The sequence below is a fragment of the Marinifaba aquimaris genome (assembly GCF_013328345.1).
GTDB lineage: Bacteria > Pseudomonadota > Gammaproteobacteria > Enterobacterales > Alteromonadaceae > Marinifaba > Marinifaba aquimaris.
The window spans coordinates 1-13,773 of record NZ_JABULX010000038.1 but is presented as its reverse complement, the minus strand read 5'-3'; the positions used below and the strand labels follow the sequence as shown (position 1 = coordinate 13,773).

Genomic DNA, 13,773 nt, shown 5'->3' with positions numbered 1-13,773 from the left:
GGGGTTTTAATATTATTTGTTATTCTTTGCTTGTTTCTTTTCTGCTACTTGGTCTGCACGGTGCGTCAAATTAAGTACGTGGATTAACGCAGCTGCCGAAGCCTCGACGATATCAGTAGATAAACCAAAGCCGTGATAACGCTGACCTTTATAGGTTGCGATTATGTTGGCGTGGCCTTGAGCGTCTTCACCACCCGTTTTAGTGCCTAGCTTGTAATCGACAATTTCAATAGGTAAATCGACTGCATTTAAAATTGCACGATAAGCGGCATCCACTGGACCATTACCATTGGCGGCGCCTTCAACTTCATTTTCGCCAATCGTCATTGTAATACCGGCGGTAGCAACTTTTGCACTACCAGCAACTGAGTTTAGGTAGCTTAACTTATAGTATTGCTCTTCTTCTTGTTGCTGATTAAAGTAAAGTAACGCTTCTAAGTCGTAATCAAAAACTTGGCCTTTGCGATCGGCAAGTTTTAAGAAGCTGTCGTATAACTCATCTAAGTTGAAATCGGCTTCTGTATAACCAAGTTCGCTCATACGGTGCTTAATAACATGACGACCAGAACGAGAAGTCATATTTAAGTTATTTTCAGCTTTACCAATACTTTCTGGTGTGATGATTTCGTATGTGCTCTTGTTCTTCAATACACCATCTTGGTGAATACCTGATGAGTGACTGAAAGCATTCGCACCTACAATCGCTTTATTTGATTGCACTGGCATATTACATAGCTGACTTACTAAACGAGAGGTTTTGTAAATTTCTTGTGTGTTGATATTTGTGCCTACACCCGTTAAGTCTTTACGAGTGTTTAAGATCATGGCGACTTCTTCTAATGAACAGTTACCCGCACGCTCACCAATACCGTTAATGGTACATTCAATCTGGCGTGCACCCGCTTGCACAGCACTTATAGAGTTAGCGACGGCTAAACCTAAATCATTGTGACAGTGAACAGAGATTACGGCTTTATCAATGTTTGGTACTCGATTGTATAAATCGGTAATGATACCGCCGAATTCACTTGGAATGGTATAACCAACAGTATCTGGGATATTGACTGTTGTTGCGCCTGCATCGATAGCGGCTTCTACCATACGGCATAAATTATCTAATGGAGTACGACCTGCATCTTCACATGAAAACTCAACGTCATCTGTGTATTTTTTAGCGTGTTTAACTGCGTTCACACCCATTTGCAACACATCTTCAAAACTGCGGCGCAATTTAGATTCAACGTGTACAGTTGAAGTCGAGATGAAGGTGTGTATACGAAAGCGCTCTGCTACTTTTAATGCTTCACCACAAGCATCGATATCTTTTGCTACAGCACGAGATAAACCACAAACTACTGAATTTTTTACATTTTCAGCAATTGTTCTAACTGATTCAAAATCGCCAGGACTCGATACAGGGAAGCCCGCTTCCATTACATCTACACCTAGTCGTTCCAACGCCAACGCGATCTGTAATTTTTCTCTCACAGATAAACTTGCGGCTAACGCTTGTTCGCCGTCACGTAACGTTGTGTCAAAGATAATGACGTTGTCAGACATGGGGTATAGCTCCTTTTATTTTTTTCTTGGCTATAGCTAAAAAGCAGTCGAGTAAAAAACGAAATTGAAATTATCGCAATTCGTAAACTCGTGCGTACAAACTAAATGGTTGCCGATTATACCTAGCTTCGAGCAATCTTTTTAGAAAGTTTTACGCTTTGTTTTTGCTTATTGGCATAAAAACCAAGTTTTCATGGTTAAATGCGCTAAACAGAAGGGGATTAAACGAAAAAACCCGCACTGTTTAGCGCGGGTTTTGGTATTTTTGCTATTTAATTGAATAATTATTTAGCCATCACAAAGCGCCCGCACTTTTTAAGTGTGAGTAACAAGAGCAATGTTAGTAGGCTTAAGTTTTGCATTTTTCGCTTGAAAATCTGTATTCAATTAAAGTTTATGTTTCTTTTATCAGTTATTAGTGCTTGGATGTCAACAAAAAATTAACTTATTTTTTGTTTCTGTTGGAGTAATAAAGTTTGTAGCTCACTGGCAGGCATAGGTTTAGCGTACATGAATCCCTGAACTTCTTCGCAGCCAAGTTGTTGTAGTCTATGTTCTTGATCTTGGTTTTCTACACCTTCAGCTATAGTGGCTAGATGAAGCTTTTTACCCAGCTCTACTATCGTTTCTGCAATAACAGCTCCTTCGGGTTTATGCATTTCATTGATAAATGCACGATCAATTTTAATTCTATCTAATGGTAGTTTTTGTAAATAGCTCAAAGATGAGAAGCCGGTTCCAAAATCATCAATGGCAATTTGAATACCTTTGATTTTAATTTGATTCAGCGCATCAATCACAGTTTCTGGGTTATCCATTACAATGCTTTCAGTGATCTCTAGTTCGATCCGGCTGGGTTCAATACCAAAGCGACTCACTGTATCGACTACATTCGCGACAAATTGGCCATCTCTAAATTGCGGCATCGATACGTTCACGGCCATACGAATTTTATTTTCGACCATGTTATCAAGTTTTTTCAGTTGTCGGCACGATTCCTCTAACACCCAAGCACCAATTTCAACAATTAAACCAGAGTGCTCTGCTAGTGGAATAAAGGTTGCGGGTGAGATGTAGCCACCGTCTTTGGTTGGCCAGCGAAGTAGGGCTTCAACACCTACAAGCGTATGTGTTTCTAAGTTCCATTGCGGCTGATACCAAATCTCAAGCTTGCGATTACTAAAATCACTTTTTAACTGTCTTATCATGCCCAGACGCCAAGCCGTCTGTTCTTCCATTTCATGTGAATAAAATTCGTAATTCTCTTGGTTGTTTTTCTTGGCACGATTAAGCGCGATATAAACTTGTTTAAGCGTATTTAAGCCAGTGCGATGAGCTTGATCTTTATCGCAAAATCCAATTGTGGCAGAAACCGGAAGTAAGTGTTCACCCGCTTTAAAAGGGTTGTTAAATAACTGATTCAGTTTTTCAGGTTTTAAAACCTCTGCATCACCTATGATACCAAACACATCAGCGCCGACACGTGCAAGGTGACAGTTTTCACTGAGCATTTGAGAAATGCGATATGCCACTGTTTGTAATAAGTTATCGCCCACTTCCTGACCCAAGCCGTCGTTAATTTCTGAGAAGTGATTAATGTCAATGATGGCGATGCGTTCAATTTCCATGTGACCACGCGAAAACTTATTCAATAGACGAATAAATTGAGCGCGGTTTGGTAATTGAGTTAATGGGTCTTGGTAAGCAATTTCGGTAACTTGGTTAAGTAGTTGCAAATTGGCAAATGCCGCAGAGACATTAGTTAAAAATACATCGAGTAACTGTTTCTCAGTATCTGAGTAATTTTTACGGCCATCTTCAAAGTAAACTGCTGCTTGGTAGTTGTTTGCCGAGAACACAATAATGGTTTCGTGTTCTTCCAGTTTATTGGCACTATCGCTAAGGGCTAGCGTAATTTGGTTAATTGCTCTGCCATTGTCACAATCTAATAACTGCTTGCCAACTAAATTGCTAAAGTCTTCTGTTGCAGCATAAACCTTCATTTGGTTTGCGTTTATCGCTTGAGGGTTATGTGATAACGCACAAAATAAACCGTTATTTTTAATGTTTAACAGTTTAGATAATTGTTTAAGTGCTTGGTCGGCAAAATTGACCAATGACTGCTGTTTGAGTAATTCAGAGCTTGCATAGATAACTTGCTCTAACCCAAGTTTGTTCTGATTAATCGTAGTAACTTGGATGTATGAACGAAGAGATGCAATGATTGTTGTGACTAATTTACTGCGCGTTAGTTCAGTCTTCGTTTTGTAATCATTAATATCGTATTCTTTTAAGATACTCTCTTCAGGTGCATAACCGGGTTGACCTGTACGCAACACAATGCGTACATTTTGCATGTTTAAATCTTCCCTAATCGCTTTGACTACTTGTAAGCCAGCATCTTCCGATTCCATGACTACATCTAGTAATACAATGGCGACATCGTCGTGCTCTTTTAAAAACTCAAGCGCTTCTTTACCTGAGTATGCATGGGAAAATTTAAGGTCGCCGTTAAATGCGACTAAGTCAGAAAGGGCGAGTTTAGTAACTGAGTGGATTTCACTATCATCATCAACAATAAGTACATGCCAGCTTTTTTCTACTTCTGCTGAGGCGACTTCTTCATGATCGTCGTAGTCATCATTTGCAAATAAAATTTCATCATTAAAATCAGATGGACACATAAATTGAAGGTGATCCCGCAACAAAATTGAAAGCTATTGGTAGCTATTATTTAAAACTCAGGTTATACATTGTTTTAGCATGCTTATTCGATTATTACTATTTTTCATTGTGACTAATTTTATATTTGATTGTTTTTTGAACTAAGTGTTGCATTTTATACATATTTACCCGGGTTTTAATTAAGCTTAAAGAATGAAAATAACATCAACCAATCAAGCTGCACCCATAATAACGCCTGCTAATGGTGCAAATAACAAGTCCGATAAAAAAGTAACGGAAGAGGTTAAGGCGCAGGCGCAATCTGAAAAGTATTCCACCTTATCTAGCCAGCAAAAACTCACATTAATTGCAAAACAGTTCCACCTAGATAAAAGAGTGCAACAAGGTAAATCGGAGCGAGAGTCTCGTTTTAACCGCGCTCAATTACGCAGGCAAGAAGGGGAATTGATTAAGCAGCAAAACTTAGAAAACATCATGTCATTGGCACTTGATTATGTTGATTCTTCAAATTCAATGCAGGATGTCGATCCTGATTGGCTTCATCAATTTTTCGAATTGGCAGAGCGCGCATATTCAGAGCATATGCAAGCGCTATGGGGAAAGATACTCGCTATACAAGTTGCAAAACCGGGGGCTTTTTCGTTGAAATCAATTAAAACACTGCAGCAGATGACAGTGAAAGAAGCTATTGCGTTACAACATGCGTGTTGTTTAATGTGTCGTGAAAAAGGCGAATATGGTGGAAGAATTATATCCGGTTATTTTAAGCCTGTTTCTTTGTTTGGTTTATTGGGCAAGCCGAGTGTTAATCGAGTCAACCTCAGTAGCTTTGGTTTAAGTTACCCTAATTTATTAACTTTAATTGATTTAGGGTTAATTTATGCTGTGGAGATTGAGTCAGGTCCTATTGCTAATCAGAAAGTGGTGGAATTTGACGCTCAAGGTAAGCAATTGAAACTGCAATGCAATCAAGGTGGAGCTGCATTGCAGTATTATAAATTTACTCAAATGGGTAACGAATTATCTAAGTTAATTAAAGTGGCACCCAATGCCAGTTATTATCAACATTTAGCGAGCCTATTCGTTCCTATATTCAATTTTTCCATCGCTAGCTAGTTCAGCAAAATGAGAACCTTGTCGTTCTACTTTTTGATACCAAGCGAGTTTATCGTGTAGTTCTACTACCTGACCTATGATGATAATTGCAGGTGAAATCACTTGGTTATCATCGATGGTTTGGCGAAGCTCAGATAATTTCCCTGTTACTACTCGCTGTTTACTGGTTGAGCCTTTTTCAATAAGTGCCACTGGTGTATCGGCTGATAAACCGTGCTCAATTAATGACGCTGAAATACGCGCTGATTGTGTTAACCCCATATAGACGACAATGGTTTGTCCACTTTGCGCTAAAGCTTGCCAGTTTGCCCCTTTGGCAACTTCGTCATCATCTCGGCAGTGACCGGTGACAAAGCTTACACCTTGCGCATAGTCTCTGTGAGTTAATGGAATACCGGCATAACTTGAGCAACCTATTGAAGCTGTTACAGCAGGCACAACCTGGAAAGGAATTTGGTGTTCTACCAATGCTTCTAACTCTTCACCACCACGACCAAATATAAATGGATCACCACCTTTTAGACGACATACTTTTTTACCAGCTTTGGCGTATTTAATCAGTAGTTCATTAATATTATCTTGCGGTTTAGAGTGATAACCTTTCTGTTTAGCAACACTGATAAAGTCAGCATCTTTTCGGGCAAGATCTAAAATATCTTTGCTCACGAGTCTATCGTGCAAGATCACATCGGCCAATTGCATTTTTTGAATGGCTTTGATGGTGAGTAAATCGGCATCGCCAGGCCCGGCACCCACTAACCAAACTTCACCCATTTTGGTTTCGTTCTTTTCTTCTTGAATTAACGCTTCAGTGAGCTCATCTCTTTGTGCTTCACTCAGCGCATCAAAATCATCATTGAGGCGACTGGTGAAAAAACGTTCCCAGAACAATCGACGACGAGTAATGGTAGTGAATTCTTGTTTTATTCTATTTCTTAAACGACCTGCATAACTTGCTAACTCACCTAAGTGTTTCGGAATAATTACTTCGAGTTTAGCTCTTAACCGTCTCGCTAAAACAGGAGCTTTCCCTGCTGAAGAAATTGCGATGGTGATTGGTGCTCGGTCGATGATCGAAGGCGTGGTGTATCGACAACAATCAGGTTGATCGACAGCATTGACTAAAATTTTATTCGCTTCACAGTAGTGATAAATCGTTTCGTTTAAGGCTTCGTCATCCGTTGCTGCAATAACGAGGCGCATATCTGCAATATCAGCTTGTTCATAGTTCTTTTTATGCCAAGTGATTTTTCCCGTTTTTTCTTTTAAATCAATAAGCTCTTCGCAAAGCTCAGGGGAGATAATATTTACATGTGCACCTGATTTGATGAGCAGGTTTACTTTGCGAAATGCAATATCACCGCCGCCGACAACGGCACAAGCAAAATTATCTAAATTAAGGAAAATAGGGAACTGCTGCATTTTGATGCCTCGTTACTTCACTGAGGCGTTATTATACAACGAAACCAGCCAAATGTAGGAGTTAAACGAAATCTTTACTTGCTTGCAGGTTGGTTAACAAATTAACGATGCCTTGAGTTTGTTTGATTGCCAAGCTATTCACGTGTCTGCTCTTATGGTCATCCAGTTTTTGTTGCCAGTTCTCAAGCATATTTTGTGGTTGATCAGGCGAGATTTTTAAACCCTGTTCAGGGTTGTCTGTCTGCTCAAATATTTGTTCGCTATTAAAGCTTAACACTGCATATTGCTGACTGTTTATGACCTCATTGTTGACTAGCTTCTCTGTTAATTCATCGAGTTTATTTTGACTGATATTAGTGAGGTCATAATTAACCATGATGTGCTCAGCTTGTTTTTGAATCATTTGAGCTTCAAAGCTAATACTGACAACACTCGCTTGACTGCCTTGAGGTTTATTTTTTTCAGTTTGGGCTTGTGAAACATTAGATACAGCTTGGCTTTGACTATCATCAATTGGGGCACTTTGATGCTGAGATATTTGTTGATAGTTGCCTATCATGTCGTTTACAAGCATGGACCACGTCTTACTACATTGACTTTAATAAGTCTGTACGAAGCAATTAGCATGCCTAAATTTTGTCAATTAACCGTCACTATAGTGTTGAAAAATAGCGCTAAACTCAAAGCTGCACTATCTAAATAGAGTAATAAGTCACTATTTAATAACGACTTAGGGGACCTAGGTAACTCACTAGGTAAAAATGCGCAAAAATTAAGAAGAACACGATGGACGAACATTTAAAACTAGAAGAAAAAGAGTTTACGAGTCGAATGATAAATGTAGCGATTAAAATTGCTGCGTTATTCATTATGGTAAGTATATGTTTTGATATTTTAAAACCCTTTTTAATGCCTATTTCATGGGGAATGATCCTTGCTGTGGCGCTATATCCGATAAGTGAAAAACTAACTCTGGTTTTATCTGGTCGTCGTACATTAGCAGCAACCATCATTACTTTAGTTGGTATTGCTATTTTAGTGGTACCTACCGTTAAGTTCTCGTCATCAGCAGTTATCTGCAGGTTTTGAAAATGGCAGTATTGATATTCCCGAACCAGAAGACAGCGTGAAAGACTGGCCTCTCATTGGTGAAAAAGCCCACCAAGCTTGGTTAGTGGCATCTGAAGATACAGAAGCTTTCTTTTCTAAGTATTCAGAGCAGATATCCGATGTATTGAAAAAAGTATTATCCGGTATTGCTGGTTTTGGTGGCACCATTATTCAATTCATTATTTCATTTATTATTGCAGGTGTGTTTATCGCGAATGCAAAGAGTTGTGAGCGGGGCGTAAGAGCTTTCTTCTGTCGTTTAATTGATAATGAAAGAGGCAATAATGCTGTTAATGTGTCTATTCAAACAATTCGCTCGGTAGCTCAAGGTATTTTGGGCATTGCCATCACGCAAGCGTTATTAGCTGGGTTAGGTCTTGCTATTACCGATATTCCAGCACCGGGGTCTGGGTACTTGTGGTGTTAATGTTAGCGATAGTTCAGTTACCACCTATTTTAATTTTAGGTCCTATCTCCGCTTATTATTTCTCAGTTGCAGATCCTACTTCAGCAGTCATTTTTTTAGTTTATAACTTGGTTGTATCCGCAGCAGATGGCTTTTTAAAACCTATTTTTTTAGGTCGGGGCATGGATATCCCTATGTTAGTCATCTTGCTTGGTGCCATTGGCGGGATGATTTTATCCGGCATTATCGGTTTATTTACTGGTGCGGTGATCTTAGCTTTGGGTTATCAATTGATGGTTGATTGGATCTTCAGAGGGTTAAGTAAACCTGAAGATAAAGCCCCGTCAGCGAAAAGTGAATGTTAACGTTAATCGCGATTTTAAAAGTGGTGTTTAGATAAAACACCACTTCGATTATTTATATATCGCCATGTAAACATTGCAACATACTGATTGCCGCCAGTGCTGCTGTTTCTGTTCTTAACACTCTTGGCCCCATTAATACATCTTCAAAGCCATAATCGTGACTTTGGTTGATTTCTTCATCCGTTAAGCCGCCTTCTGGGCCAATTAGCAACTGTACTGCTTGTTGCTTAATTTTAACGTCTTGCATCGACTGCTCTGCTAAAGGGTGAAGGTTAAGCCTTGTGCCTTCGAAGTCTTGTGAAAACCATTCTTGTAAGTACTGGGCTGGGTTAATTTTAGGGACAAATGCTCGACCTGATTGCTCACAAGCTGAAATGACAATTTTTTGCCATTGCTCTATTTTCTTATTAAGTCTTTCGGCATTTAATTTAACGCCGCAACGTTCACTAAAAAGTGGTGTGATCTCGGTCACGCCCAATTCTACGGATTTTTGTAAAGTGAAATCCATGCGGTCGCCACGAGAAATGACTTGTCCTAGATGAAATTGAAGGGGAGATTCATTGTTTCTTTGCTCACTTCTAATCACCTCGGCCAGTACTTTCTTTTTACTGACATCGATAAGCTCTGCATAGTAGTCAAAACCATCGCCATTAAATAACCTGATTTCATCATTTATTTGTAGGCGCAGAACTCTACCTACGTGATTGGCCGCATCTGGTTCTAATTCTATGCTTTGTGCTAATGATAAAGGGTGAGAGTGATAAATTCTTGGAATTCTCATAATGGCCCGTTGTGATAAGTGATGCCTGATATTGTCGCTAAATAGGGCCTTTAGGACAAGATCAGGCAAACGGTTTATCTTGCTTGTTAAACTTCTAAAACAGCATCGGCTGGATAAATAATCCCTTGTTGCTGCCTTACGGTATCCATTACAGATTGAACTTGGAGAGATAATTTCCAGCTATTGACCGGTGATTCAATTAAGCCTTGCTCGACTAAGTCGATAAAGTGACTTAACTCGTAAGTCATCCTATTTTCAGTTTGCTCTAAAGTTAAGGTCTCTACTGCTTGGCCGTTTAGTTCAATGAATACCTCGTGAAATAAAGACGGGTGTTGCCAAAAAATCCGGCCTTTTTCGCCTTGAATCTCACAGACATTAGCACCGTTGGAGATTTTTGAGTGAGTAATAACCGCTTGCAAGCTATGTTGGTCATTTTGATAACTTAATATCACATCACCACAGCCATCGACACCTGATGCCAACTTATGAGCTTGGCTGTTAATTTCACTTGGCAGGCCAAATAAGTCGATGACTGGGTACAACGGATAAATACCGATATCGACTAGAGAGCCATTAGCAAAAGCTAAATTAAATGTGTTGGGTTTTTCACCTGCTTTGTATAAATCATAACGCGACGAATACTGACAAAAGCTAGCGTGGTATTTAGTCACTTTACCGATTCGCGCTGATTGCTGCTTTATTTGTTGGTAGTTTGGCAGGTGAGTGATCATCATCGCTTCCATCAAACATACCTTGTTCGCTTTTGCCGTTGCGATCATTTTTTCTGTTTGATTACTATTAGCCGCGATCGGTTTTTCACATAAAACGTGTTTACCCTTTGCCAGCAATAAACAGGCTTGCTCTGCGTGAAAGCTATTGGGTGATGCAATGTAAACGGCATCAACTTCATTACATTGAGCCAGTTCTTCTAGATTATCAAAGTAGCACTTTGCGCCATAGGGTTGACCAAATGCCTGAGCTGTTTCCATTTGTCTTGAATAAACGGCATAAAGCTCAAATCGAGTATCTTGATTAGCTGCTTCTATGAAAGCGTGGGTGATTTTATTCGTCCCAATGATGGCAAAGCGCAATTTTGTCTCCTTAAACAAAAAATCCGATGGCAAAGCATCGGATTTTGGGGTGATTTAGCTGTGTTACTAGGCTGTTTCAACAGCAGAGTGTTTATGAAATAGGGTATGAATAAGTTCATCTTCGAACTCAAACCTTTCTTCCATTGCTTGACCTAAGTTTGATAAATCTTGGTCGAAGTTAGCACAGTCTTCTTCATTTACCTTTTCAGCGTACTTGTCGTTAAAGTTAAGCGCTGTATCTGTAGATGCGGAAATTTTAGGTGTTAGCTTTTGTGCTAGTTCTAAGCTCGCACCACCATTAACTTCGCATTTAGAAACAACTTGGTCATAAACTTCAAAATGACCAGCAGACAAATAATCCATCATTACTTGGCAAAACGCCTGCACTTCTGTCTGTGCTGGAATAGCAGAGCTGTTCTTTTCAAACGGCGGTAAGCCTGCCAATTGGCAATAACGTACCAACCACTCTTGGCGCTCTTCTAACCATGAATCGATGACTTTATTTGCGCCACCGTACTGTGCTTGTGTTTTTTCAAGACGGGTTAACATCAAATCCCTCCCGATCTTTTTGTTATTGAATATGTCTATATAAAAAAAGAATTTACCCTAAAGGTCAACAATAAATTATTAAAATATGTTAAAGATAGTTTCAGGAATGATTCAGCTCCGCAAAACTGATAGAAATTGATAGGAAATGGCTAGCTAATTGATATGCTTAAGAATACACACCACGCTTTAGATAGACAGCAAAGTGTTTATTGGATTGTCGTTAAAAATGAAATGGTTTGGTTATTGAACCAAGGTCAAACATTACCTAAAGCTCGTTTATCGCAGTTATCTCAAATCGAAGATGATATCGATGCGCTTTATTTAGATGAATACGAGCAAGGTGAAGAGTCACTTAGCTGTTATGCACTCGATGCTGATGATCTTGATTTATCGCAAATGCCAGAAGATTTAGCGGCGGGCTCGGGGGCTTGGTTTTCACTCCGAGACATTGTCGCGGATGTGCCCGTGGCTTTGTTTGATTTAACTGCTAAAGCATTACAATTTAGTCATTTTCACCAAACTCATCGCTTTTGCGGCCGTTGTGGCCGACCTATGCAAAGGGTGAAGTGGGAAGTTGCTAATCATTGCCACGCCTGTAAACACAGGTGTTACCCCAGACTTTCACCTTGTATTATTGTTGCTATTACTCGGCACAACGCAGGCAAGACTCAGTTGTTGTTAGCTAAAGGCACGAAATCGGCGACAGGTAAGTTTTCTGCTTTGGCTGGCTTTGTTGAGCCGAGCGAAACATTAGAGCAAGCAGTGTCGCGTGAAGTCTTTGAAGAAGTGGGCATTGAGGTCAAAAATATCGAATACTATGCCAGTCAACCTTGGCCGTTTCCGCACAACATTATGGTTGGGTTTACTGCTGAGTATGAGTCGGGCGATTTAGTTCTCGATGAAAAAGAGATCGCAGAAGCAGCTTGGTTTGATCTAGAACAACTTCCTGATGTGCCGAGAACGTATTCGATTTCAGGAAAATTGATACAATACGTGCTACAAAAACACAATGCTGATAGCCAAGTTCAATAGAAAGCAGGTAAAATAGGCATATTAGCCAATTACAGTATTTTTAGTCATAGGATCAATAATGACCGAACTTAAGAACCGTAGATATTTAGACGCTTTACTTAAAAAGCCAGTGGACAGAACGCCAATTTGGATGATGCGCCAAGCTGGTCGCTATTTACCTGAATATCGCGCTACTCGCTCTCAAGCGGGTGACTTTATGTCGCTTTGCAAAAATACTGAGCTTGCATGTGAAGTAACATTACAACCGTTAAGGCGTTATCCGTTAGATGCGGCGATCCTATTTTCAGATATTCTAACTATCCCTGATGCTATGGGGTTAGGTTTATATTTCGAAACAGGCGAAGGCCCTAAATTTGAAAGACCTATTAATTGTCACGCTGATGTAGAGGCCATTAAAGTCCCTGACTCTGCAAAAGATTTAAAATACGTGATGGATGCAGTGAGCACTATTCGCAGAGAGTTAAAAGGCCAAGTTCCATTAATTGGTTTCTCTGGAAGCCCGTGGACACTAGCAACTTATATGGTCGAAGGTGGAAGCTCTAAAACATTTGCCAAAATTAAACGTATGGCTTTTGAGGCTCCTCAAACATTGCACCTGCTTTTATCTAAGCTTGCTGAGTCAGTTACAGATTATTTAAATGCTCAAATTGATGCCGGTGCGCAAGCCGTTCAAATTTTTGATACGTGGGGCGGGGTGTTAACGCCGCGTGATTATCGAGAGTTCTCTCTTGATTACATGGAAAAAATTGTCAGTGGTTTAAATACCAACAAAAATGGTGAGAAGGTACCTGTTATCTTATTCACCAAAGGTGGTGGCTTGTGGCTAGAAAATATCGCGGCTACAGGTTGTGACGGTGTTGGTTTAGATTGGACGATTGATATCGGTGAAGCGCGCCGTCGTATTGGCGATAAAGTAGCCTTACAGGGCAATATGGATCCTGCTATTTTATATGCGCCACCAGAGCGAATTCGCCAAGAAGTTTCAACTATCTTAGACAGCTATGGTCAAGGTACTGGTCACGTCTTTAATCTTGGACATGGTATTACGCCTGAAGTCGACCCAGAACACGCTGGTGTATTTATTAATGCTGTGACTGAACTGAGTCCTAAATATCATCAGTCTTAAGTGAAAAATCAGAAATAAAAAAAGCCGCTTTTGCGGCTTTTTTTATTTGTTTTGACCCGTCCTGAATAAGGTTGACACTTTTCCAACTTCAATTTGGAGAAGATAATGAAACCAATAACTAAGCGTACACAAAAAGATTATTCACTTGCCTTTAAACTATCTGTCGTTGATAAAGTAGAAAAAGGCGAATGTACTTACAAACAAGCTCAAAACCACTATGGAATACAAGGGGCTTCAACCGTTTTAACTTGGCTTCGCCGGTATGGTCAACTAGATTGGAGTAAAGGTACACCCAATCATATGAATGAGCTTCCCCTTATGTCTAAACCTAATGACTTAACACCTGAGCAAAAAATCAAAGCCCTCGAAAAAGAGCTAGAAGATACCAAGATAAAAGCACAATTCTTTGAAACGATAGTCGATGTACTTGATAAAGATTTCGGGGTACGTATTACAAAAAAGCAACGCAACGCGTTATTGAAGAAAAAAACATAACCAAGCTATCTGTCAGTAGAGCTTGTCGTTATCTC

The 13,773-nt window shown here is 39.8% G+C and carries 13 protein-coding genes and 1 pseudogene; 7 read left to right on the top strand and 7 right to left on the bottom strand.

Annotated features, from left to right (window positions below; translation table 11 throughout):
- Window positions 1-12: 12 nt before the first annotated feature.
- Together leuA and HR060_RS17315 are read right to left on the bottom strand one after the other, a co-directional pair.
- A complete protein-coding gene (gene leuA, locus HR060_RS17320) occupies window positions 13-1,560 on the bottom strand; it encodes a 2-isopropylmalate synthase (RefSeq protein WP_174201544.1) in 1,548 nt (515 codons plus the stop codon).
- A gap of 440 nt (window positions 1,561-2,000) precedes the next feature.
- Window positions 2,001-4,244: a bifunctional diguanylate cyclase/phosphodiesterase gene (locus HR060_RS17315; RefSeq protein WP_174201543.1), complete on the bottom strand. Its 2,244-nt coding sequence runs from the start codon at window positions 4,242-4,244 to the stop codon at window positions 2,001-2,003.
- Window positions 4,245-4,437: 193 nt separating this feature from the next.
- On the opposite strand from HR060_RS17315, the gene HR060_RS17310 reads away from it, so the two are divergent.
- Window positions 4,438-5,361: a TIGR03899 family protein gene (locus HR060_RS17310; RefSeq protein ID WP_174201542.1), complete on the top strand. Its 924-nt coding sequence runs from the start codon at window positions 4,438-4,440 to the stop codon at window positions 5,359-5,361.
- On the opposite strand, the gene cysG is transcribed toward HR060_RS17310, so the two are convergent.
- Window positions 5,323-6,783: a siroheme synthase CysG gene (gene cysG, locus HR060_RS17305; RefSeq protein WP_174201541.1), complete on the bottom strand. Its 1,461-nt coding sequence runs from the start codon at window positions 6,781-6,783 to the stop codon at window positions 5,323-5,325. The genes HR060_RS17310 and cysG overlap by 39 nt on opposite strands.
- Before the next feature lie 61 nt (window positions 6,784-6,844).
- Window positions 6,845-7,357 (bottom strand): hypothetical protein, encoded by a 513-nt coding sequence (locus HR060_RS17300; RefSeq protein WP_174201540.1) that lies wholly within the window; start codon window positions 7,355-7,357, stop codon window positions 6,845-6,847.
- A gap of 212 nt (window positions 7,358-7,569) precedes the next feature.
- Between HR060_RS17300 and HR060_RS19540 the strand changes: the two genes are divergently transcribed.
- The 3 genes from HR060_RS19540 to HR060_RS19530 are packed head-to-tail and all read left to right on the top strand — an operon-like array spanning window position 7,570 to window position 8,664.
- Window positions 7,570-7,872, top strand: coding sequence for a hypothetical protein (locus HR060_RS19540; protein WP_246283208.1), 303 nt, complete (start codon window positions 7,570-7,572; stop codon window positions 7,870-7,872).
- A 37-nt stretch (window positions 7,873-7,909) separates the two neighbouring features.
- Window positions 7,910-8,320, top strand: coding sequence for an AI-2E family transporter (locus HR060_RS19535; RefSeq protein ID WP_246283207.1), 411 nt, complete (start codon window positions 7,910-7,912; stop codon window positions 8,318-8,320).
- Window positions 8,320-8,664: an AI-2E family transporter gene (locus HR060_RS19530; RefSeq protein ID WP_246283206.1), complete on the top strand. Its 345-nt coding sequence runs from the start codon at window positions 8,320-8,322 to the stop codon at window positions 8,662-8,664. Before HR060_RS19535 ends, HR060_RS19530 begins: the two co-directional genes overlap by 1 nt.
- A 52-nt stretch (window positions 8,665-8,716) precedes the next feature.
- On the opposite strand, the gene rsmE is transcribed toward HR060_RS19530, so the two are convergent.
- From rsmE to rsd, 3 genes are all read right to left on the bottom strand, one after another.
- Window positions 8,717-9,445, bottom strand: coding sequence for a 16S rRNA (uracil(1498)-N(3))-methyltransferase (gene rsmE / locus HR060_RS17290; protein WP_174201539.1), 729 nt, complete (start codon window positions 9,443-9,445; stop codon window positions 8,717-8,719).
- Window positions 9,446-9,531: 86 nt separating this feature from the next.
- Window positions 9,532-10,536, bottom strand: coding sequence for a Gfo/Idh/MocA family protein (locus tag HR060_RS17285; protein ID WP_174201538.1), 1,005 nt, complete (start codon window positions 10,534-10,536; stop codon window positions 9,532-9,534).
- Between the two features lie 66 nt (window positions 10,537-10,602).
- Window positions 10,603-11,085 (bottom strand): sigma D regulator, encoded by a 483-nt coding sequence (gene rsd, locus HR060_RS17280; protein WP_174201537.1) that lies wholly within the window; start codon window positions 11,083-11,085, stop codon window positions 10,603-10,605.
- 162 nt (window positions 11,086-11,247) lie between these two features.
- Here rsd and nudC point away from each other — a divergent pair, with 162 nt between their 5' ends.
- From nudC to HR060_RS17265, 3 genes and pseudogenes are all read left to right on the top strand, one after another.
- On the top strand, window positions 11,248-12,117 hold the full coding sequence (gene nudC / locus HR060_RS17275; RefSeq protein WP_174201536.1) for an NAD(+) diphosphatase: 870 nt from the start codon (window positions 11,248-11,250) through the stop codon (window positions 12,115-12,117).
- A 58-nt stretch (window positions 12,118-12,175) separates the two neighbouring features.
- The gene (gene hemE / locus HR060_RS17270; RefSeq protein ID WP_174201535.1) at window positions 12,176-13,243 is read left to right on the top strand and encodes a uroporphyrinogen decarboxylase; all 1,068 of its coding nucleotides are present in this window, start codon (window positions 12,176-12,178) and stop codon (window positions 13,241-13,243) included.
- Between the two features lie 105 nt (window positions 13,244-13,348).
- A pseudogene (locus HR060_RS17265) lies at window positions 13,349-13,773 on the top strand (helix-turn-helix domain-containing protein); the annotation flags it as partial.